The following is a 22,787-nucleotide window of genomic DNA, read 5'->3' as shown; positions in this document are numbered from 1 at the left end:
CCGCGAGCTCATGCGCATGCTCGATCCTCTATTTCGGTGGCGCGTGTTGCGCCTTCCACTGCGGGTACTCCTTCGACAGCAACCGCTTGGGCCAGCTGCCGTACCATTCGTAGCCGGTACGGCGTTCGCGCGGGATGTCGTCGTAGCGCGCGACACGCTGGCCTTCGCGTGTGGCGAGCACGACGCTGTTGTCGTTCGCATCGTAGAAGCGCGCCCACAGCCCGGTGGCGGTGGGGTCGGCGACGAGGCGGCGATCTTTCTTGCTGCTGTGGTACTGGAACTGTTCGGCCGGCGCGTCGAAGGTCTCGATGCGCCAGCCGGTGATCTCGACGCGACGCAGCCAGGCCACGGCACCGTGTACGGCGGCCACGACCTCGGGCGACGGATCCGGAATGGACATCAGATAGCGCAGTACGCCGACGGTCTCCTGGCCGGTGATCGAGGGCAGTTCGAACTTCCGTCCCTGCGCAGGGAGGAGCGTCTTCGCGTCGTACTGTCCCGCCCAGCCGGCCAGGCGACCGTCCTGGCGTACCTGCAGCCGCAGCAGGCAGGCATCGCCCCGCTCGATGGCGGCCTGCACGCGTGCGCGCAACGTGGCATCGACGAAGGCATAGCGTCGCGTGTCGGACACGACCTTGCGCAAGGTGCCGAGCACGCCGGCCGTCACGTCGTCGGCGATGGTGATGTGCGGATGGTAGGACTGCGTGGCCGGCACCGTATGCGGCCAGCCGCCACAGCCGGGAACCTGCTGCGCCAGGGTGAAGCCGATGCCCTTCAGGCTGCCGTCGCGATAGCGCACGTCGCCGGTGATCGCATACGCGGTGGCCAGGTAGTCCAGTTGCGTATAGATGTTGCGGTTGTCGAAGCTGCCGCCGGACTTGCGTGCTTCGGCATCGAAGCGCGCCTTCTCCGCGTCGTCCAGGATCCGCGCGGGGTCCTGGTTCTCGATCCAGCCGCCATCCAGGCGCTGGTAGCCCAGGATGTTGTCGGCGATCCGCGCCACCTGTTCCGGTGAGTAACGCGGATACGCATCGCCGTGGACGTTGCGCCAATGATGGATGGCGTCCTCGAAGCCGCCCAGCGAAGGCGGCGTGGTGGCCTGCGCGCAGGCCACCGAGGCCGGCAGCCACAACATCGCCGCGAGGAGGCGCGTGCGCTTCATCACTTCAGCGCCCGCGGCAGCCACAGCGACAATTCGGGGAACAGCGTGACGATCATCAGGACCGCCAGGCCGGCGAGCCAGAACGGCCAGATGGTGCGCATGCTCTGCGCGATGGTGATCTTGCCGATGGCCGTACCGATGAACAGCACCGAGCCCACCGGTGGCGTCACCAGCCCGATGCCGCCGGTCAGGACCAGCACCAGGCCGAAATGGATCGGGTCGATGCCGTAGGCACGCGCGACCGGCAGGAAGATCGGCGTGCAGATCAGGATCATCGGCGCCAGATCCATGAAGGTGCCCAGCAGCAGCAGGACCAGCACGATCAGCAGCAGTACGGTGTACTTGCTGTGGGCGATCGACTGCAGCGCGTCGACGGCGGCGGCAGGCACTTGTAGGTAGGCCAGCAACCAGCCGAACACCGCCGCGGTGGCGATGACGAACAGTATGACGCCGGTCGTGCGGGCGGCATGCGTCACCGTGGCCAAGAACTCCTTCAGCGACAGCTGGCGGTACAGCACGCTGGTCACCAGCAGTGCGTACACCACCGCGATGGCGGCACTTTCGACGGCAGTGAAGATGCCGGCGCGGATGCCGAAGAAGATCAGGCCGACCAGGCCCAAGCCCGGCAACGCCGCGACCAACCGCAGCAGGACCGCGCGCATGCCCGGGAACGGCTCGGTGCCGTAGCCGCGTTTCCTCGCCACTGCCCAGCCAGTGAACATCAGGACGACGGTCATCAACAGCGCGGGTACGATGCCGGCGGCGAACAGGTCCGCGATTGACAGGCCACCGCCCGCGGCGGCGGAAAACAGGATCAGGTTGTGCGAGGGCGGCACCAGCAGCGCCACCAGGGCGGCGGTGATGCTGACGTTGACGGCGAAGTCGCGGTCGTAGCCGCGTTTGACCATCTGCGGGATCATCGTGCCGCCGACCGCGGAAACATCGGCGATCGCCGAGCCCGACACGCCGCCGAAGAACAGCGACGACAGGATGCTCACCTGGCCCAGGCCGCCACGCAGCCGACCGACCAGTGACGCGGCCAGGCTGATCAGGCGCTCGGAGATGCCGCCGCGCAGCATGATCTCGCCGGCGAAGATGAAGAGCGGAATCGCGATCAGCGATGCCGAGCCGGTACCGGAGGAGATCTGCTGGACCAGCACGATGCTGGGCAGGTCGAGGTAGAGCAGGGTCGCCAACGAGGCGGCCGCAAGCGCGTACGCGACGGGCACGCCGATCAGCAGCAGGATCGCGAAGAGCGAGAACAGCAGGGTGATCGCCATGGGTCAGCGGGCCTCGTCGGTCGTCGGCGCACGCAGCACCAGGAGCAGGCGGTACAGCGCGAACACCACCATCAGCGCACCACCCAGCGACAGCGGCAGGTACGCGATGCTCTGTGGCATCGAGGCGCCGGCGATCTTGATGCCCAGTCCGTCCAGCAGCAGCACCGCCCCCCAGTACGCCATCACCGCACCGATCGCCGCGATGACCAGCGGCGAGACGGCATGCAGCAGCTTGCGCGCGCGCGGACCGACGGCGTCGGCCAGCAGGAAGAAGCCGAAGTGGCGATTGGTGTGCACGCCGGCGGCCGCACCCAGGCTCATGGCCGTCGTGAGCAATAGAGCCGTGAGTGGCTCCGTCCAGCTCGGCGAGTCGTTGATGACATAGCGTGCGATTACTTGCCATCCCTGCACGACGACCAGGCCCAGCAGGGAGGCAACGGCAATGGTGATGGCCGCGTTGGAAAGCAGGTCCATGCCGCGTTGCAGCGGCGTGGTGATGGGCGGTGTGGACTCTTCGGACATCGTGGGTTCTCAGGCCAGGTCGCGGATGCGGCGGTACAGCGCATCGATGGCGGGATCGCGGCGATACTCTGTCAGCAGCGGCGCGGATGCCTGCGCGAACGCAGCCAGGTCCGCATCGTTGTGCACCACGCCCGCGGCGAAGACAGCGTCGCGCGCCTTGGCCTCCGACGCATCCCACAGCGACCGCATCACGCCGACCGACTGGCGCGCGGTCTCGATCAGCAGTTCGCGGTCCCGTGGCGAGAGATCGTCCAGCGTGCGCTGCGATACCAGCAGCACGTCGGGGGCATAGGAATGATTGGTCTGCGACCAGTACCGGGCCGCCTCGAAATGCCGGCTGGAATGGAAGCTGCGGACATTGTTCTCGGCGCCGTCGATCATGTGCGTCTCCAGTCCGGAGAACACCTCGCCCAGCGACAACGGTGTGGGATTGGCGCCGAACAGGCGCAGCATGCGGATGAAGATGTCTGAGACGGGCACACGGATCTTCAGTCCGTGCAGGTCCGACGGCACGCGGATGGCGTGCTTGGTGTTGTAGAAGCAGCGCGCGCCGGAATCGTAGATCGCCAGGCCGACCAGGCCGCGCCTGGCGAAGCCGTCCAGCACCGCCTGGCCGACGCCCTGGTCCATCGCACGCCGCATGTGCGCGACCGAGTCGAACACATAAGGCAGGCACAAGGCCTGTGTCAGCGGAAACGCATTGTTCAGCGCGCCCGCGTAGACGCGTGTCATGTCGATGGCGCCGAACCGCGCCATGTCGATCGCTTCCGATTCGCGGCCGAGCTGGCCGGAGTGGCACTGGCGCAGCGTCACCCGGCTGCCGGTCTCGCGCGCCATCGTGTCGGCGATCCAGCGCACCGCCTCGACCGTCGGATAGTCCTTCACATGCACGTCGGTGGCCGTCAGGACATGACGGCCTTCGTCCGCCAGCGCGCGACTGCCCGCCAGTGGCAGGGCGACGGCAGCGCCAAGGCTGGCCCCCAGGAAACGGCGACGGTCCATCATGCGCGCCAGTCTCCCTCATCCCGCGGTGCCGCCGCAGCGGCGAGGCACGCGATGCTGCCGTGGCCATCGAAGTCGATGCGTGCGCGCTGGCCGGGCAGGATGTCGTGGATGCCCGTCGCGTTGCCGGTGGCGATCAGGTCGCCGGCCTTCAGCGGACGGCCACGCCGCGCCGAACGCGCCAGCGCGAAAGCGAACGCCGCGCGCAGTCCGCCCGGCAGCGTCGTCGCGCCTCCCTGGCCGACCTGCCGGTCGTCGATCCAGGTCGTGCACGTCAGCGATGCATCGCTGCGGTCGTTCCAGCCGGGGACTTCCGCCCCGACCACCAGTCCGTTGTTGTTGCCGAAGTCAGACACGACGACGCGTGGCCCCAACTGATTGATGGTCGCCAGCGGGCTGCTGGCCACTTCCATGCCGATGAACAGCGTCGACGGCACGGCGGCTGCTTCCTCGGGCGTCCAGTCGGTCTTGTCTGCCGGGGCATCCGCCTCCAGGCGCAGGACGTACTCGGCTTCCACCGCGCCGAAGCCGCCTTCGAACACTTGGAAGGTGGATTGACCACCGGTGGTCATCTGAAGCTGGCGCGCGAAGATCGGGCCCAGCAGGCGCTCGTCGCCGGAGGCGTCGCGCCGCTCGGGGGCGATGAAGCCGACCTTCCAGCCCACCACGCGGTCCGGCCACTGCGCGATCGCAAGATCCTGCACGCGGTACGCGGTCACGAGGTCGTCGGGAATGTCGCCGGGAAACCCCGGCAAAGCGCGGCCCTGGCGGCGCGCGCCGACGAAGCTGTCCGCGATGGCGGCCAGCACGGGCGCGGCGGCGCGGGCGTCGGCGAGGGCGTTGCGGTCGTTACTCAAGTGGGTTCTCCCCCGCTGCGTTTTGTTGCACTGCCGAGTGACAGTGCAGATGGGTGACCTGTATATGGTAAACCGGTGTCATTGACAATGTGCAGTGCCGCAAAACCCATCCCGATGCCACGATGCATCGATCCACTCCTGGGAGGGAGCCAATGTTCCATATCCGTTACCCCGCGCTGGCGCGGGCCCGCAGGCTGGGCTGTGGCCTGGCCGCCGTGCTGCTGGCGATCGCGACGGCCACGATTCCGGCGCTGGCCGCCGATCCGCAGGCCGTCGCGTTCCCGGGCGCCCAGGGTGCGGCCGCGCACACGCCCGGGGGCCGCGGCGGCAAGATCGTCCGCGTCACCACGCTGGCGGCGGATGGGCCTGGCTCGTTCAAGGAGGCGGTGACCGGCAAGGGGCCGCGCATCGTCGTGTTCGAGGTCGGCGGCATCATCGACCTCGGCATGAAGGAACTGCGCATCACCGACCCCTTCCTGACGATCGCCGGCCAGACCGCGCCGCACCCCGGTGTGACCATCATCAAGGGCGGCCTGACCATCGCCACGCACGACGTGGTGGTGCGCCATCTCCGTATCCGGCCTGGCGACGGCGGCATGCCGAAGCGCTCCGGCGACATCGACGCCATCACTACCGTGCGCGGCGCGCACGATGTGATCGTCGACCATTGCTCGCTGACCTGGGCGACCGATGAGAACCTCAGCGCGTCCAGTACGCGCTTCCACGGCGAGAACGAGGCCGAATGGATGGCCAATGCCTCGCGCCGGATCACCTACAGCAACAACATCGTCAGCGAAGGGTTGGCGCACGCCACCCATCCCAAGGGCGAGCACTCCAAGGGCTCGCTGATCCACGACCATGTCAACGAGGTGCTGATCGTCGGCAATCTCTACGCGCACAATTACGAACGCAGCCCGCTGTTCAAGGGCGGCGCGCGCGGGCAGGTGATCAACAACCTGATCTACAACCCGGGGCAACGCGCCATCCACTACAACCTGATCGCCGAAGAATGGCTGGGTCATGCGTACTCGAAGGGCGAGATGGTGGTGCGCGGCAACGTCATGCGTGCCGGCAAGTCGACCGAGCCGCTGGCCTTCATGATGATCGGTGGCTCCGGCGATCTCGACCTCTATGCGCAGGACAACCTGGTGGTCGATCGCGTCGGCAATGCCAGCATCCAAGAGACGGGCAGCTATACCACCGCGCCGGTGAAGCTCAACCGTGTGAAGAATGCGCCGGCGTTGCCGTTCGGTGTCACCCTGCTGCCGTCCGGCAAGGTGCAGGACGCGGTCATCGAAACGGTAGGCGCCACACCGTGGAACCGCGACCTGATCGACCGTCGCATCGTCGCCGATGTCATCGAAGGTCGCGGCGAGATCATCGACAGCCAAGAGCAGGTCGGCGGCTATCCGCAGTACAAGGAAGCCCGCAAGCCCTTCGTCGACAGCGAGTGGAACCTCGACACGATGGAGCCCGCGTCCGGCCGCTATCCGCGCGGTGAGCCATTGCGCTGATGCGGTGACCGGCGGCAGCAAAGCCGTCGGTTCGCGACGTAAAGGGCCCGCCGTCAGGCGGGCCTTTCGTTTGGTCATCATGGTGCCGTCAGGGCGATCGCCGGGCGGCGGATGCCCGGTGGGGATCAGAAGTTGAACCGTGCGCCGACGTAGTACTGCCGGCCGGTGTGGTGATACACCGAAGCCCGGTCGCCGGCCGAGTCCACGTACTGGTCGTTGAACTCGTCGGTCAGGTTGAGCCCCTCGAAGGTCAGCGTCAGGTGCTCGTCCCACTTGTACGACATCGAGACGTCGACACTGCGCGCGCTGCGCTTGCCCTCCACATCGTTGTTGTTCTGCCCGGGGACGCGTTGCAGGTAGTCGTCGCGGAACGAGGTCGACACGCGCGCGCTGAACTTGTTGTTGTCGTAGTAGAGCGTCGCGTTGTACGAATCCGGCGACAGGTTGACCAGGTCGTTGGCGATGTAGGTCACCGGGAAGGTGCCCGGCACCGCGTAGTCGATGTCCGAGGTGACATGCGTGTAGTTCAGCAGCACGCCGAAGTGGCGGAACCCGCCGGGCAGGAACGAGAACGGCTGCTGGTAGTTCAGCTCGAAGCCCTTCAGCGGTCCGCCGGGCGTGTTGATCGGCGTGCGTACGTCGAACTCCACGTCCCAGAACGTCGACGGTACCCAGTCCAGTGGCAGGCCCGTGTCGCGGTAGGCGATGTTCTCGCGCAGTTCCTGGATGTAGGTCTCGATGTCTTTGTAGAACAGGGCCAACGAAAGCACCGAATCCTCGGCGAAGTACCACTCGGCGCTGAAGTCGTAGGTCTTGGCGCGGAACGGATCCAGATAAGGGTTGCCGACGCGGATGTTCGGTGTGCCGGTGGTGGTCACGCCGGCGCCGGGCGACAGGTTGCCCAGCTGCGGGCGCGCCATGACCTTTGCGGCACCGAAGCGCAGCACCAGCTCATCGGTCAGGTCCCAGGCAAGATTGAGCGAAGGCAGCCAATCCTTGTAGTCGTTGGTCACCGTGACAGGGCTGCCGCCGCCCACCGAGGTATAGCCGCTGGCGTCGATGTCGGTGGTGGCGTAGCGCACGCCCACGTTGCCGCGCAGCGCGCGGCCCGCCAGGTCGGCGTTGAAATCCAGTTGCAGGTAGCCGCCCCAGTCCTCTTCGCCGATGCTGCGGTTGTTGCCGCGCGCATTGCCGTTGGTGATGCTGCTGAGGGTGAAGTCGCCGCCCGGCACGCCGGTGTTACAGTTGCAGTAGATGTCGAACAGGTTCGCGATCGCACCCAGGTCAGGGATCAGCCATGTGTTCGGGGCGCGGCCGTCGAGGCCACGACCGAAGCCGGTGACCAGCGTGGACAGGTCGGCCAGCGTGGTGCCGGCGGGGAGGGCGGGCACCGAGGTTTCGCTGGCGCGGCGGAATTCCCAGGTGTCCATCTGGAACTTCTTGTACGACAGGCCGCCGCGCAGCGTGAAGGTCTCGTTGAGGATGAAGTCGAGGTCCAGCTTGCCGGTGTCGAAGGTGTTGTCGACGCCCTGCGGCCGGATGCGGATCTCCGACCCGGTGGTGTTGGCGGCCGGACTGCTGATCCATCGCCACGCGGCCGGGCTGGTGACGTCGAGGTTGCCGTAGGTGATCACCGGCAGGCGGCTGTTGCCGCGGTAGTCCCAGCTGTAGCCGTCGAGGTTCTGGATATCGAAGGTCACCGTGGTCTGCACGGGATTCCTGAATTCGGACGTCGACGTACCGATCATCGCGTTCAACGACAGGCGATCGGTGATGCCCTGCTCCAGGCTCAGGCTGTACTGGCTGAACTCCGTGGACAGCTCATCGAAGCGCGACTCCGAGCGCACGTCGACATTGTCGAACACGCCGTAGACCAGGTTGCCGCGGTCGTCGACCTCCGCCTGCCGCACATGGGTTTCGTACTTGCCGCCTTGCGCGTTGGAGCGACTGAACGAGATCGTCTCCAGGAAATCCTCCTGGCGCGTCGCGTCCAGCTTCGAGTACATCGCGTCGAAGCTGAGCAGCGTGCGGTCGCTGGGCTTGAATTGCAGGGCGGCGGTAATACCCAGGCGTTCCTGCTCGTGGGTCAGGCGACCGTAGCGCGGCAGGCGCGGATGGAAGGTCGTGGCCGCGGAGGCCAAGCGGTAGGCATCGTTGTTGGCCTGGGTATTGGCCGGGCGAGGATTTCCGGTGGAGCAGTTCAGCGCGGTAGTACCGCGTCCGCTGTTGTTGGCGTTGTTCTGCGGCGTGTAGCCGACGGGACTGCAGAACCCGTTGGATGACGGCCCGTTGTCCCAGCGTACCGCGCTGTAGCCTTCCTCCAGCAGGTTGCGCTCGCTGTAGGCCGCCGACAGCAGTGCACCGAAGCGACCGTCCGCCCACGTGTTGCTGATCAACGCCGAGAAGCGTGGATCCCATTGCTTCGACAGGTCGTTGTAGCCCATCTGGCTGGTCACCGTGCTGGTGAAGCCGTCGTAGTCGAACGGACGCGCCCCGCGCAGGTCGACGGTCGCGCCCAGCGAGCCTTCGTCCACCTGGGCCGATTGGGTCTTGCGCACGGTCAGCTTGCTGAAGAGTTCCGAGGCGAACACGTTGAAGTCGAAACCGCGGCCGCGGTTGGCGCCGCCGGAACTGTCCGTGCCGCCGGTGGTGGCCAGTGCTTCCAGCCCGTTGATGCGGACGCGGGTGAAGTCCTGGCCGAGGCCACGCACGGTGATCGAGCGGCCTTCGCCGGCGTCGCGGTCGATCGCCACGCCGGGAATGCGCTGCAGCGCCTCGGCGAGGTTGAGGTCGGGAAACTTGCCGATGTCCTCGGCGACCACGGCATCGATCTGTTCGGCGCTGTAGCGCTTCTCTTCCAGCGCTTTTTCCAGGCTGGCGCGGAACGTACCGACCACTTCGATGCGATCGAGCTCGGTGGTGGCGGGCGTGGCGGCAGGCGCGTCCTGCGACTGCGCGAACGCAGGCGCGTGCAAGGCGATGGCGATCGAGAACGCGAGTGCGGTAACCGGTGTCGTCCGGCGATTCGGATAACGATTCATGACATCCCCCTCCTAAGGGCGGCCAGCAGTTTTTGATGTGCCGCCATGCGTTGGCGGCGTGGAATTCCCCGACGATTCCTGAGCGGCATCGCGTCTTATGACACCGATGGTCAAAAAAGCTAACAGAGAGTGCGGCGCAACAACAACTGATTGATTCGAATAGAAAAATGTCCCGGGACAGCACGCCGGTATGGAACCGTTTCCGTGTCGCTGCGCGCGCGTACGTGGGGCATAAAAAAGCCCGGCCGGGAGAGGCGGCCGGGCTTCGGGTGCACCTCCGGCAAGGGAGGTGTGGGACGATCACGCCATCAGAACTTGTAGCGCAGGCCCAGCAGGTACTGGCGGCCGGTCTCGCTGTAGTCCAGCGGCAGGGTGACGCTCGGATTCTGCACCCACGACTCCTGCGGCTCGTCGGTCAGGTTGATGCCTTCCAGGCTCAGCTCCAGGTTGTCGTTGATCTTCCAGCGCACCGACGCATCGACCGTGGTCGTGCCGGTCTGGCCATGCACGCCATCCAGGTTGAACCCGGCTTCCGCGCCCGGGGCCTGGATCAGGTAATCGTCGCGGTTGGTCGCCGAGACGCGGCCCGAGAAACGCTCGCCTTCGTAGAACAGCGTGGCGTTCCACGCCGTCTTCGACAGGCCCAGCAGATCGGTCTTCAGTACGTTGGTGCCGGCACTGTTGATGTACTGGATCTTCGAGTCGACGTAGGTGTAGTTCAGCTGCACGCCGAAGTTGGCCCACTTGCCCGGCAGGAAGGTGAAGGGCTGCACGTAGTTCGCTTCGAAGCCGGTCAGCTCGCCGCCCGGTGTGTTGAGCGGAATCGTGAAGGTGAAGTCGTCGGTCACCGACGCCCCCGTGCCCTCCAGCAGGCTGGCCGGCAGTCCGCTGGACTCGTAGCTGCGGATCTCGCGGGTGGTCTGGACGAAGGTGTCGATGTCCTTGTAGAACAGGCCCAGGCCGAGCATCGCGCCTTCGTTGAAGTACCACTCCAGGCCCAGGTCGACGGTCTTGGCGCGGATCGGATCGAGGTTCGGATTGCCGCCCGACACGGTGCGCGCGCCGCCCGCGACGGCGACGGTGACGCCCGGGGTGAGCGAGCCGAGGCCCGGACGCGACATCACCTTGGCGGCGCCGAGGCGCAGCAGCAGGTCGGGGCTCAGTTCGGCCACCAGGTTCATCGAGGGCAGGGTGTCGCTGTACTCGCGCGAGACGGTGGCCGCGACCGGCGTGCCGCTGGTCGTCGCGATACCGGTCGACGTCTGCTTGGTGCGCACGTAGCGCACGCCCAGGTTGCCGGACAGCGGGATCGGGCCGAGATCGGTGGAGAATTCGCCCATCAGGTAGACGCCACGGTCTTCCTCTTCGACGCTGCGCGTGTTGACCGCGCGTTCGGTCACCGCGAACGTGCCGCTGTTGCTGTAGATGTCGAACAGGTCCGCCACCGCCTGGTAGTCCGGCACGACCCACGTGCCCGGCGAGCCGCTCACGCCGCTCAGGCGGGCCAGTTCGGTCAGGTCTGCCGGCACGATCCGGGTGCCGCCGGTGAACGTGGGGACCGCCAGTTCGGAGGCACGGCGCAACTCACGTGTGTCGAAGGAATAGTCCTTCGCCTGCACGCCGCCCTTCAGGCGGAAGCCGGGGCTGATGTTCCAGTTGAACTCCAGCTGCGCATTGTCGAACTCGTTGGTCACGTACTGCGGACGGATGCGGATCTCCGCCAACGTCCAGCCGTTGGGATCGGTCGGGTCGATGCCGTAGTTCAGCACCGGCTTGTACCAGTCGCCACGGTAGTCGTAGCTGTAGTTGTCGACGTTGTACTTGTCCATGATGATCGTCGTCTGGATCGGATTCTCGTGCTCCGACTTGGACGTACCGATCTTGCCGCTGATCTTGAAGTTGTCGGTGAACTCGTGCTCACCCTCGAAATTGAGCTGGGTGTAGACGGTGTTCCATTCGTCGTGGCGGCTCTCCGAGCGGATGTCCACGTCGTCGAACAGGCCGTATACCAGCGCGCCGTTCTGGATCACGCCGTCGCGCACGATGGTGTGTGGCTTGCCGGTAAGCGGATTGGTCGCCGGGTTCGGCGTGGCGTTGCCGCGGCTGAACGAGATCGCCTCGATGTACTTCTCGTCGCGCACCGCGTCGATCTTCGAGTACAGGGCGTCCAGGGCGAACTGGGTGCGATCGCTGGGCTTGAACTGGAACGAGGCCGTCACGCCGGTGCGCTTCTGGTCGTGTTCCATCAGCGTGTAGCGCGGGAATCGGGGATGGTAGACGTCGGCGGCACGCGCGGCCGCGAACGGCGAGGCCGCGCTGAAGCCGCCGTTGCTGGGACCGTTCGCCCACCGGCCCGTGCCGCTGCCTTCCTCCAGCAGCTGGCGCTCGGAGTAGGCGACCGAGAGCAGGGCGCCGAACTTGCCATCTGCCCAGGAATTGGCGATCAGCGCCGCGGCGCGCGGATCGGTCTCGCTGGCCATGTCGTTGTGGCTCAGCTGGCCGCTGGCGACGAAAGTAAAGCCGTCATAGTCGAACGGACGCGCGGTGCGCAGGTCGACCGTGGCGCCGAGCGAGCCTTCCTCGACGTCCGCCTGTGCGGTCTTGCGCACGATCAGCTGCGAGAACAGGTCGGAGGCGAACACGTTGAAGTCGAAACCGCGGCCGCGGTTGGAGCCGCCGGACTGGTCGGTGGCGCCGACGGTGGTCAGCGCCTCCATGCCATTGATGCGCACGCGGGTGAAGTCGGGGCCCAGCCCTCGCACCGAGATGTTGCGGCCTTCGCCGGCGTCGCGGGTGATGACCACGCCGGGGATGCGCTGCAGGGATTCGGCCAGGTTGAGGTCCGGAAACTTGCCGATGTCCTCGGCCACGATCGCATCGACCACGCCGGCTTCGCCGCGCTTGATGTCGAGGGCTTTCTCCACGCTGGCGCGATAGCCGGTGACGCTGACGGTGTCGAGGGTGTCGACGCTTTCCGCCGGCGCGGACTGACCGGAGCCGGCCGGCTGAGCCGCCTCCTGGGCCTGCGCCGCCGCACTCATCTGCAGCGCCAGGCCGATCGAGACGGCGAGCAAGGTAACCGGTGTCTTCCGGTTCTGATGACTAACTGGCATGTTCTCCCCTCCTCAAGGGACCATGGCCGCGTGTTGCGACTGTTTTGATGGCAAAAACTGCTGTTTTTTCCCTTCCAGACCGTGCCGACTGTTAAAATGACACCGCTGGTCAAAAACAACGCTAACAGAGTGTGCGCTGCAACAACAACTGTCAGTCGGGCCGGTTAATCTTGTCCCCATGGACAAGCCAGGCCGGCCTGTGCGGCGCGCGGTATCCACGCCACGGGAGAGGGGAAATGGGAACGATCGTCTGTTTTGGTGAGCTGCTGTTGCGCCTCGGTGCACCCGGGCGACAGGTGTTGCTGCAGTCGCCCGTGCTCGACGTGCATGTCGGTGGCGCGGAAGCGAACGTCGCCGTGTCGCTGGCGCGCTTCGGCCACGATGCGCGCATGGTCGGGCTGGTGGCGGACAACGCGCTGGGCGAAGCCGCGCTGGGCGAGTTGCGCAGGCATCGCGTGGATACGCGCGCCATGCAGCAGGCCGCAGGGCGCATGGGCCTGTACTTCCTGACGCCGGGCGCCATCCAGCGGCCGAGCGAAGTGCTCTACGACCGCGCGGACTCTGTCTTCGCGCGTGCCGGTGGCGGCACGCACGACTGGCCGGCGTTGCTGGCGGATGGGGACTGGCTGCACGTGTCCGGCGTGACGCCGGCGCTCGGTCAGCAGGCGGCCGACGGCGTCCTGGCTGCGGTGCGGGCGGCACGCGCGGCAGGCGTGAAGGTGTCGTTCGACGGCAACTTCCGTCCCAAGCTGTGGGACGCGTGGGGCGGCGACGCGCCGACGATCCTGCGCGGGCTGATGGCCGAAGCCGACATCCTGTTCGCCAGCCATCGCGATCTCCAGGTCGTACTCGGCCTCGACTTCCCGCAGGCGACGCCGCAGGAGCGCTTCGCGGCGGGTGCGGCCGCCGCCTTCAAGGCGTTTCCGCATCTCCAGCAGATGGCCGCGACGGTGCGGGTGCAGCGCAGCGTCGATCACCATGCGCTGTCCGGCATCACCGCATTGCGCGACGGCTCACTCCATACCACGCCGGCCTATGAGGTCTCGCCCATCGTCGACCGCATCGGCACCGGCGATGCGTTCGCGGCCGGCGTGCTGCACGGCGGCCTGGCCGGCATGGCGTCGCCGGATGCCTTGCACTTCGGTGTCGCGGCGGCCTGCCTCAAGCATTCGCTGCCCGGCGATTTCAATCTGGTGGCGGCCGCGGACGTCCATGCGTTCCTCGGCGAGAACAGCCTGGACGTGAAGCGCTGAGTTTTCGGAACGTGAGGAGATGTTGCGTTGCGACATCTCCGGACGCAGCAAAATCTATCGTTTGAAAATGCCGGCGCGGGCTTTGCCGCCTGCCGGTTTCCCGCAGACTGCGCGCCATGATGAGCGCCGTCCATGCGTAGCAAGTTGTTCGTGCCCGGAGACCGTCCGCTGCTGTTCGCGAAGGCGATGGCGGGCGATGCCGACATGCTGTCGTTCGATCTGGAAGATGCCGTTCCCGCGTCGTCGAAGGATGAAGCCCGCACGCAGGTCGCGGCGTTCCTGCGCGATGCGCCGTACCGCGCGGCGAACAAGCAGGTGATCGTCCGCATCAACGCCTTGCATTCGCCAGCGTGGGAAGACGATCTGCACGCGGTGCTGCCGCTGGGCGTGGACCTGATCAACCTGCCGAAGGTGGAGTCGGCCGAGCAGCTGAAGCAGGCCGTGGCCGAAATCGAAGCCGTCGAGGCGCGCCTGCAGGTGTGCGGCAGGGCCGGCCTGCTGGTCAACATCGAAAGTCCGCGCGCGCTCCGTCACGCGGCCGAGATCGCGGTGGCGCATCCGCGTGTCCGCGGGCTGCAACTCGGGCTGGGCGATCTGTTCGAGCCGCACGGTATCCGGCGCGGTGATCTTCGCAACGTGCACGCTGCGCAGTACGCGCTACGCATGGCGGCCGCCGAAGCCGGTGTATTCGCCTACGACGCGGCCTTCCCTGGCCTGGACGACGAGGCAGGCTTTCGCGCCGAAGCCGAGACCGCGCGCGCGTTGGGCTTCGTCGGCAAGAGTTGCGTGCATCCGCGCCAGGTGGCTTGGGCGAACGCGGCATTCGCGCCGACGCAGGAAGAAATCGATGCGGCGCGCCAAGTGGTGGACGCCGCCCGCGACGGCGTCTACGCGGTTGGTGGCCGCATGGTGGATGCCCCGTTCCTCGCGCGCGCCCGTGCGCTGATCGCCATGGCAGGCCAGGAGCAGGCATGACGTACCTCACGCGATCCAGGGTTCCGGCGTTCGCGGGTTTGCCGTCGCTGCTCCAATACATGGCGCTGCTGGCGTTGCTGCTCATCCTGCCTGCAACGGTACGGGCGGAGAGCCTGGCGGGCCTGCAGCAGGCGACCTTGCCTGCGCCGCTTGCATCCGTCACCGCACTGCGCACAGCGAACGGGCAACTGCTGGCGTTCTCGGACACGGCGGTCCTGGCATGGTCGCCGACCGCGAAGCGCTGGCAGCCGGTAACGCTGCCCGATGGTACAACGGCGCGCGATCGTTGGCAGAACGCCTCCATCGATCGCCTGTACCGCCTCCCGGTCGTGGCGGACGGCGGCACGCAGGTGCTGGAAGTGGCCGACCTTGCCGGCGAACGCCTGACACTGCGCGCACTCCAGGCGCTGCCGGTCGCCTTGCACCAACTCCGTGTCGCGGAGCACGCAGGCACGCTCTATGTGGCGGGCATCGATGCGGCGAAGCAGCCGCATCTGCTGCGGCGTAGCGTGGCCCAGGCCGCTTCCGCCTGGGAACCGATGACGCCCTGGCCGGGCGGCGCTGCGGCCGGCACGCTGGTGGCGCAACGCGGCGAACTCGTCGTGACCACACCGTCGCCGACGCGCGATGCGCTCTGGCGATGGTCCGCGGATGCCGGCTGGCAGGCGCTGGATGCCGTGCCGGGTCGCGTCCTTGCGGCCGAAGCGGCACGTGCCACGGGCCAGGCCCATGTGCTGTACGTGCTGCAGTCCGCCGAAGGCGCATCACGCCTGGCGACCTTCCATACCATCACGCGCGCCTGGGCCGACCTGCCCGGGCTCGAACAGGGCGTACCGTCGACGTTGACCGCCTGGGGCACCGGATTCGCCGGCTGGGACGCGCAGTCCGCGACGCTCGGCACGGTGGAGCTGACCGCACGCACCTACCTGCTGAAGTGGCTCGACTGGCTGGTGATCGTCGTCTACCTGGCCGCGATGGTCGGCATCGGCCTGTACTTCTACCTGCAGGAGAAGCGCACCTCCACGTCCGACTTCTTCGTCGGCGGCCGCAGCATTCCGTTCTGGGCCGCAGGCGTCAGCCTGTATGCGACGAACACCAGTTCGATCAGCTTCATCGCCATTCCGGCCAAGGCGTTCGAAACCAACTGGCAGTACCTGACCAACAACCTGATCGCGGTGCTGGGCCTGGTGTTCGTCGCCATCTGGATCGTGCCGCTGCTGCGCCGGCTGGACCTGATGTCGGTGTTCTCGTACCTGGAGAAGCGCTTCCATCCGGCCATCCGCATGCTGGCCAGCGCGCTGTGCATCGCCATGCAGATCGGCAGCCGCATGAGCGTGATCCTGTTCCTGCCCGCGCTCGCCATCGCCACCATCACAGGCCTGGACGTGGTGTGGAGCATCCTGATCATGGGCGTGTTCACCATCATCTACACCACGCTGGGTGGCATGAAGGCGGTCATCTGGACCGACTTCGTGCAGGTGTTCGTGATGTTCGGCGGTGCGATCTTCGCCATCGGCTTCATCATCTACCACCTCAACGGCGGCGTACCGGAATTCCTCGACGTCGCCATGGCGGAGAACAAGACGCAGCTGTTCGACTTCAGCTTCGACCTGACGAAGGCCACCGTCTGGGGCTTCATCTTCCTGGTCGTGTTCGACGTGGTGCTGACGTTCCCCAAGGACCAGGTGCTGATGCAGCGGGTGCTGTCGACCAAGTCCGACAAGGAAGCGGGCCGTTCCATCTGGACGTTCGCGGCGATCATGATCCCCGGCGGCTTCTTCTTCTATGCCATCGGCACCGCGCTGTACGTGTACTACCAGTCGCATCCCGAGCGCATGAATCCGCTGCTGCCGATCGATGCCACGTTCCCGCTGTTCATCGCAGCCGAACTGCCGATGGGCGTCACCGGCCTGATCATCGCCGGCATCTTCGCGGCGGCGATGTCCACCCTGTCCAGCATCATCAACAGCGTGTCGACCCTGGCCTCGGTCGATTTCTACGAGAAGCTGGCGAAGAACCCGACGCCGAAGAAGAGCGTGCTGTTCGCCGAGATCATGGGCGTGCTGGTCGGCCTGGCCGGCATCGGCATCGCGCTGGTGCTGTCGCGCTACGACATCCATTCGCTGTTCGATGTCTCCATCGAACTGGCCGGCCTGCTGGGCGGCGGCTTTGCCGGCGCCTACACGCTGGGCATGTTCACCCGCCGGGCGAATTCGCAGGGCGTGGCCATCGGCATCGGCGCCAGCATCGTGCTGACCCTGCTGATCTGGTCGATGGACCTGGTGCATCCGTACTTCTACCTGGCCATCTCGATCCTGCTCTGCATCGTCATCGGCTATGCGGCGAGCTGGTTGTTCCCGGCGCCCACGCGTTCGCTGCAGGGCCTGACGATCCACCGCCAGGATGCGGTGGCGGGCACCGAATGACCGCGCATGCGCCATAGGTCCCGTCGCTGCCGTCGCCCGGCTCGTGTAGCCTGAGGCGGACAAGGGGAGGCGCGTGGACACCCAGTTCCTGAATACCTTCGTGGTGGTGGCGGACCGTGGCTCGATGGCGGCCGCGGCGCGCGTGCTCAACATCACCCCGGCGGCGGTGGCGCAGCAGATCCGCACGCTGGAGCGCGAACTCGGCGCGCCGCTGATCGCACGCGCCGGCCGCACCGTCAGCCTGACCGAGGAGGGATCGCGCATCCTGCAACGCGCGCGCGACCTGCTGCGCGACGTCGCCGACATGCGCAGCGTCGCCAACGACAGCGAGGTATCCGGCGAACTGCGGCTGGGCGCCTGCCCGACAGCGCTGGCCGGCATGCTGCCGGACATCCTGGCGCGCATGGTCGACAAGTTTCCGCAGATCAACGTCTACATCCGGCCCGGTTACTCGGCCGAGCTCTATCGCGCGGTGGAGGCGGGCGAGCTGGACGCCGCGCTGGTGCTGCAAGCGCCGTACAACCTGCCCAAGACCTGCGACTGGCAGTTGCTGCGCGAAGAGCCACTGGTGATGATCGCGCCGGCGCGCATGGCTGGCCGCGATCCGCACGAACTGCTGCGCACGGAGCCGCTGATCCGCTACGACCGCAACCAGTGGGGCGGGCGCGTCGCCGACGACTACCTGCGCAGCGCCGGCATCGTCCCGCGCGAGCGCTTCGAGCTGAACGGGCTCAACGCCATCGCGGTGATGGTGGACCGCGGGCTGGGCGTGTCGCTGGTGCCCGACTGGGCGCGTCCGTGGCCGGAAGGCCTGGACCTGGTGCGCATCCCGCTGCCGCTGCCCAGCGAACCACGGCGGATCGGCATGGTGTGGTCGCGTTCCTCGGTGCGCATCCGCCTGGTCACTGTGCTGCTGCAGGAGAGCCGCATCGCCACCGGCCATGCCTGAGCGGCGCGATGTTGCAGTGCACGCTACAAAAACTAGCCTGTGAACATATCCGCGGGCGATTCTTCCGTGACGGGCGTCGACCTAGGCTTTGACCATCGTCGGGTTCGAGCGTCTGGGAGGAACGCTGGGCACGCCGGCCGCCAACGCGGCCTTTCTCGCACACCTACCTAGCCCCGCGCCGACGCGCATCCGCGCTCGCCGTCCACCGAAGCTTTCCGAGAACAGACCATGAAACAGGTACCCGCCGCGTTCGGCGTTTTCCTGCTGGCCGCCGCCGTCAGCGCCAGCGTCAAGGCCCAGCAGAACACCCCGCCGCCGCAGGATGCAGCCGCCGAACGCGCGCAGGACGCGGTCGACCTGGACCAGGTGATCGTCACCGGCGTCCGCGCGCCCAAGTCGATCGACAAGATTCCCGGCGCCATCACCCTGGTGTCGAAGGAAGATATCCGCCACACGCTGGCGCTGACCGATGACGCGACCGCAGTGCTGGCGCGCACCGTGCCCGGTTATGCCGAATCCTCGCAGGCGATGAGCAACACCGGCGAGACGCTGCGTGGCCGCATCGCGCTGCGCCTGTTCGACGGCGTGCCGCAGGGCTCGCCGCTGCGCGAAGGTGGTCGCAACGCCACCTTCACCGACATGGGCATCGTCGACCGGGTCGAGGTCATCAACGGCCCGTCCGCCTCGGAAGGCATCGGTGCGGCGGGCGGCATCATCAACTACTTCTCCGCGACGCCACAGAAGGAAGGCAACGAATTCCGCCTGCTGACCCGCTACTCCACCCAGTTCGGCAACGACAGTGCGGGCTGGAAGGTCGGCCTGAACTACATGCACAAGCAGGATGACTACGACCTCGTGGTCGGCGTGTCCGCGATCGATCGAGGTATTTCCTATGATGCGGACGGCCGTCGCGTCGGCATGAACACCAGCGGTTCGGTGTCCGACTCGATGACCCACAACCTGTTCCTGAAGGGCGGCATCAACTTCGGCGAGGACGGCGTGCAGCGCGTCCAGCTCAGCTACAGCCGCTTCAAGATCGAAGGCAACGGCGACTACATCCAGGTCGAGGGCTGCCGTCCCGGGACCTGCGCCAATCCGGTCACCAACACTTCGGAGCGTGGCCATATCTTCGGCAGCAAGGCCGAGTTCAACGACTTCGAACAGTTGAACGGGCTCTACACCCACGGTGACTTCTTCGGCGGCAACCTCGTGCTAAACGCCTACTGGGCGGAGCAGGCCATGCGCTACCTGCCGGAGAACGGCGATGATCGCCAGCTGGTGTGGCCGCTGCCCGTCGGAGCCGAGCGCATCTTCGACCAGTCCGAGATCTACAGCAAGAAGTGGGGCTTCCGCCCGTCGTGGGCGCGCACCTCGCTGTTCGGTGTCGAAGGTCTCGAACTGCGCACCGGCGTCGACTATGTCTACGACGAGACTGAGCAGCGGCTGGCGCTGACCAACCGGCTGTGGGTGCCGCCGATGGAGTACACCAGCGTCGCTCCATACGTCCAGCTCAGCTACGACCTGGGTCCGGTCACCATCAGCGGCGGCTTCCGTCGCGAAGACGGCGAGCTGCACGTCGACAGCTACACCACGACCGCGTTCCGCGGTGCCCACTTGGTCCAGGGCGGTGGCGTGGAGTACACCGAGAACCTGATGAACATCGGCGCGGTCTGGCGCATCGCCGGCGGCTGGTCCGTCTTCGCGTCCTATGGCGAAGGCTTCAGCCTGCCTAACATCGGCATTCCGTTGCGTAACATCAACGTGCCGGGCCAGTCGGTCGACCGCATCAGTGACCTGCAGGCTATCGTCGTCGACAACCGCGAGTACGGCTTCAACTGGCGCGGCGACCGTGGCTCGTTCGGTGGCTCGTATTATGACTCGCGTTCGCCGTTCGGCACCTCGCTGGCGGTCGACCCGGCGACCAACGATTTTGTCCTGAACCGTGCACCGACGCAGATCAAGGGTGTCGAGCTGAGCGGCGAATGGCGCTTCAACGACCAGTGGAAGATGACCGGCCTGTACTCGCGCATCCGCGGGAAGACGGCGTTCTGGAATGCCGACCTGCGTGGTCGCTATCCAGCCGGCGGACTGAACAAGCCGATCGGTGTGTCGGACATCAACCCCGACAAGATCGGCGCGTCGCTCAACTGGCGCTTCAACGAGCAGGGCGACGTCACCCTCAACGCGACCAAGCTGCTGGATCGTGACCTGTCCGCCTCCGAAACGCGCGCGTTTGATGGACAGGTATTCGGGTTCGAAGAACATACCCAGGGTTACACGCTGTTCGACCTGAGTGCCAACTACCGCTTCGAGGACTACGGCCGCGTCACGCTGGGCATCGAGAACCTGACCAACAAGCAGTATGTCCTCAGCTGGTCGCAAGTGGACTTCTTCAAGAACTACTTCGCCGGCCGCGGCCGCATGTACTCGATCACCTACGAATACACGTTCTGATCCACGATCCACGGATGCCGGCTCCCTCCCACGTTGCATCCACCCGCGCCGCCCCCTCTCCCGGGCGGCGCGGGCTCTGGATGGTCCTGATGCTCTCGCTGGCCGCGTGCGCGACGGCCGGTCCTTCGCTGCCGCCCGCACCGCTCGATGCCTGGCTGGCGCAGGCCACGGGTGCCGACGGCTATCTCGGTGCTGTCGCAGTGGTCGCCGACCACGACGACGTGGTCTATCGCGGCGTGTCCGGTCATGCCGACCTGCAAGGCCGCCAGCCGCTGCGCGAGGACGCCATCTTCCGCATCTATTCCATGACCAAGCCGATCACCTCGGTGGCGGCCTTGATGCTGGTGGAGGAGGGCAGGCTGCGCCTGGACGATCCGGTCGCCGACTACCTGCGGGCCTTCGTGTCGTTACAGCGGGTCACCGGCGGCGACGTCGATGCCCCGCAGCTCGCGCCGGTGACGCGCACGCTGACGATCCGGCACCTGCTCACGCACACCGCCGGCTTCGCCACCGGCGGCGACGATATCCGCGTGGCCTCGGCGCTGCTGCAACGGCAGGCACCGGAGGACGCATCCGATCTCGCCGGATACGCCGACCGCGTCGCACGCGCACCGCTGGCGACCGAGCCAGGCACGCGTTTCCGCTACGACGGCGTCAATACCGAAGTGCTGGCGCGCGTCATCGAAGTGGCCAGCGGCCAGCCGTTCGATCGCTTCCTGCAGGCCCGCATCCTGTCGCCGCTCGGCATGCGCGATACCAGCTTCGAGGTGCCTTCCGCGCAGCGCGCGCGCGTGATCGCGCTGACCTCGCGCGATGCGACGGGTCGTCGTGTCCTCGCCAACACGCCGTCGGCGCGGACGCCCGGCGTGCCGCTGCGCGCCTATACCAGCGGTGCGGGCGGCCTGTATTCCACCGCCGCCGACTACCTGCGCTTTGCGCGCATGCTGGCCGACGGTGGTGCGCTGGATGGGACGCGCCTGCTGAAGCAGGAGACCGTGGCGATGATGATGAGCAACCAGTTGGCGGCGTTCGATCCTGCGGTGCCCGCGCCGGAACCCGGCGAAGGCTTCGGCCTGGGTGGCTATGTCGTCATCGATCCGGCGACGAGCACGCGACCCGGGTCCGTCGGCCAGTTCGGCTGGTCCGGCGCGGCGTCGACCTACTTCACCATCGACCCCGCGCGCCACCTGGTCATCGTGTTGATGTCGCAGCACCTGCCCGTGGACGGTGCGCCCGCACTGCCCAAGCTCGCCGGGCCGTTCTACCGCCAGGTGTATGCGGAGGCGTCTCCATGAAGACGGTCGGCACGGTGCTGGTGGCCGGTTCGGCCAACCTTGATTTCGTCGTGCGCGCCGCGCACGTGCCGGCGCCGGGCGAGACCGTGCTCGGGCGCGAGTTCGCCACCTTCCCCGGCGGCAAGGGCGCCAACCAGGCGGTGGCCTGCGCGCGGGCCGGCGGTGCGTATACGCGCATGCTGCTCGCGCTGGGCGACGACGCCTACGGCGCGGTGCTGGACAAGGCGCTGGCCGAGGCCGGCGTGGAGCGGCATGTCATCCGCGCGCCCGAGGTCGCCAGCGGCACGGCCTTCATCTGCCTGTCCGACGACGCCGAGAACGCCATCACCGTTGCCCCAGGCGCCAACATGCAGTTGCGGCCGCACCACCTGCCATCGCTGCGCGGCGTCAGCCACCTGCTGCTGCAACTGGAAACGCCGCTCGAGACGGTCGCCAGCTTCGCCCACATCGCGCATGCCGCCGGCGTCAAGGTCGTGCTCAACGCCGCGCCCGCCACCGCGCTGCCGGCGGGGTTGCTGGACGATGTCGACCTGCTCGTCGTCAACGAGGGTGAACTGGCCACGCTCGCCGGCCCCGGCACGCTGGCCGCACAGCTCGCGCGGCTGCCGGTGCCGTGCGTCGTGGTCACCCTGGGTGCGCGCGGCTGCGTGGCGCGACGGGGCGGCGAACTCTTGTTGCAGCCAGCATTTCCCGTCGATGCCGTCGACACCACCGCGGCCGGCGATACCTTCTGCGGAGCGCTGGCCGCCCGGCTGGCGCAGCATGCCTCGCTGGCGGACGCGCTACGCTTCGCCAGTGCGGCGTCTGCGCTGGCCTGCACGCGCCTGGGCGCGCAGACCAGCGTGCCGGCGCGGTCCGAGGTCGATGCCTGGCTCGCCGCACAGGCCAACGAACTGCCGCGCCGCGCGGCGCTCGCCGCGTACAGCGGCCTCTCCGCTTCCTGA

15 protein-coding genes are annotated in these 22,787 nt (G+C 67.0%); 8 read left to right on the top strand and 7 right to left on the bottom strand.

The window, feature by feature from the left end; genetic code table 11:
* Positions 1-28 precede the first annotated feature (28 nt).
* Genes pelA through AC04MD_RS11800 form a run of 5 tightly spaced genes read right to left on the bottom strand, consistent with a single transcriptional unit; the run spans position 29 to position 4,823 of the window.
* A complete protein-coding gene (pelA, locus tag AC04MD_RS11820) occupies positions 29-1,162 on the bottom strand; it encodes a pectate lyase (protein ID WP_475497458.1) in 1,134 nt (377 codons plus the stop codon).
* Positions 1,162-2,442 (bottom strand): TRAP transporter large permease, encoded by a 1,281-nt coding sequence (locus AC04MD_RS11815; RefSeq protein WP_475497457.1) that lies wholly within the window; start codon positions 2,440-2,442, stop codon positions 1,162-1,164. Before AC04MD_RS11815 ends, pelA begins: the two co-directional genes overlap by 1 nt.
* A 3-nt stretch (positions 2,443-2,445) precedes the next feature.
* Positions 2,446-2,964 carry a TRAP transporter small permease gene (locus AC04MD_RS11810; RefSeq protein WP_475497456.1) on the bottom strand — a complete coding sequence of 173 codons (519 nt, stop codon included), beginning with the start codon at positions 2,962-2,964 and terminating at the stop codon, positions 2,446-2,448.
* Between the two features lie 9 nt (positions 2,965-2,973).
* Positions 2,974-3,969, bottom strand: a complete 996-nt coding sequence (locus AC04MD_RS11805; RefSeq protein WP_475497455.1) for a TRAP transporter substrate-binding protein — start codon at positions 3,967-3,969, stop codon at positions 2,974-2,976.
* A complete protein-coding gene (locus AC04MD_RS11800; RefSeq protein ID WP_475497454.1) occupies positions 3,966-4,823 on the bottom strand; it encodes a 2-keto-4-pentenoate hydratase in 858 nt (285 codons plus the stop codon). Before AC04MD_RS11800 ends, AC04MD_RS11805 begins: the two co-directional genes overlap by 4 nt.
* Positions 4,824-4,975: 152 nt before the next feature.
* Here AC04MD_RS11800 and AC04MD_RS11795 point away from each other — a divergent pair, with 152 nt between their 5' ends.
* Entirely contained in the window at positions 4,976-6,337 is a 1,362-nt protein-coding gene (locus tag AC04MD_RS11795) for a pectate lyase family protein (RefSeq protein ID WP_475497453.1), read from the top strand.
* 125 nt (positions 6,338-6,462) lie between these two features.
* On the opposite strand, the gene AC04MD_RS11790 is transcribed toward AC04MD_RS11795, so the two are convergent.
* Positions 6,463-9,378, bottom strand: coding sequence for a TonB-dependent receptor (locus AC04MD_RS11790; RefSeq protein WP_475497452.1), 2,916 nt, complete (start codon positions 9,376-9,378; stop codon positions 6,463-6,465).
* A gap of 308 nt (positions 9,379-9,686) precedes the next feature.
* Positions 9,687-12,491, bottom strand: coding sequence for a TonB-dependent receptor (locus tag AC04MD_RS11785; RefSeq protein WP_475497451.1), 2,805 nt, complete (start codon positions 12,489-12,491; stop codon positions 9,687-9,689).
* 236 nt (positions 12,492-12,727) lie between these two features.
* Here AC04MD_RS11785 and AC04MD_RS11780 point away from each other — a divergent pair, with 236 nt between their 5' ends.
* The 7 genes from AC04MD_RS11780 to AC04MD_RS11750 all read left to right on the top strand — a co-directional run bounded on the left by AC04MD_RS11780 (position 12,728) and on the right by AC04MD_RS11750 (position 22,787).
* On the top strand, positions 12,728-13,744 hold the full coding sequence (locus AC04MD_RS11780; RefSeq protein WP_475497450.1) for a sugar kinase: 1,017 nt from the start codon (positions 12,728-12,730) through the stop codon (positions 13,742-13,744).
* A 132-nt stretch (positions 13,745-13,876) separates the two neighbouring features.
* The gene (locus tag AC04MD_RS11775; RefSeq protein ID WP_475497449.1) at positions 13,877-14,719 is read left to right on the top strand and encodes an HpcH/HpaI aldolase/citrate lyase family protein; all 843 of its coding nucleotides are present in this window, start codon (positions 13,877-13,879) and stop codon (positions 14,717-14,719) included.
* Positions 14,716-17,145, top strand: coding sequence for a sodium:solute symporter family transporter (locus tag AC04MD_RS11770; RefSeq protein ID WP_475497448.1), 2,430 nt, complete (start codon positions 14,716-14,718; stop codon positions 17,143-17,145). Before AC04MD_RS11775 ends, AC04MD_RS11770 begins: the two co-directional genes overlap by 4 nt.
* 73 nt (positions 17,146-17,218) lie before the next feature.
* On the top strand, positions 17,219-18,094 hold the full coding sequence (locus AC04MD_RS11765; RefSeq protein WP_475497447.1) for a LysR family transcriptional regulator: 876 nt from the start codon (positions 17,219-17,221) through the stop codon (positions 18,092-18,094).
* A gap of 228 nt (positions 18,095-18,322) precedes the next feature.
* Positions 18,323-20,548 (top strand): TonB-dependent receptor, encoded by a 2,226-nt coding sequence (locus AC04MD_RS11760; protein WP_475497446.1) that lies wholly within the window; start codon positions 18,323-18,325, stop codon positions 20,546-20,548.
* 89 nt (positions 20,549-20,637) lie between these two features.
* Positions 20,638-21,843: a serine hydrolase domain-containing protein gene (locus AC04MD_RS11755; protein WP_475497445.1), complete on the top strand. Its 1,206-nt coding sequence runs from the start codon at positions 20,638-20,640 to the stop codon at positions 21,841-21,843.
* Complete coding sequence (locus AC04MD_RS11750) at positions 21,840-22,787, top strand: ribokinase (RefSeq protein WP_475497444.1); 948 nt, start codon at positions 21,840-21,842, stop codon at positions 22,785-22,787. Before AC04MD_RS11755 ends, AC04MD_RS11750 begins: the two co-directional genes overlap by 4 nt.

The sequence above is a fragment of the Pseudoxanthomonas sp. LjRoot206 genome (assembly GCF_056175725.1).
This window is presented reverse-complemented; position numbering and strand designations above follow the sequence as displayed.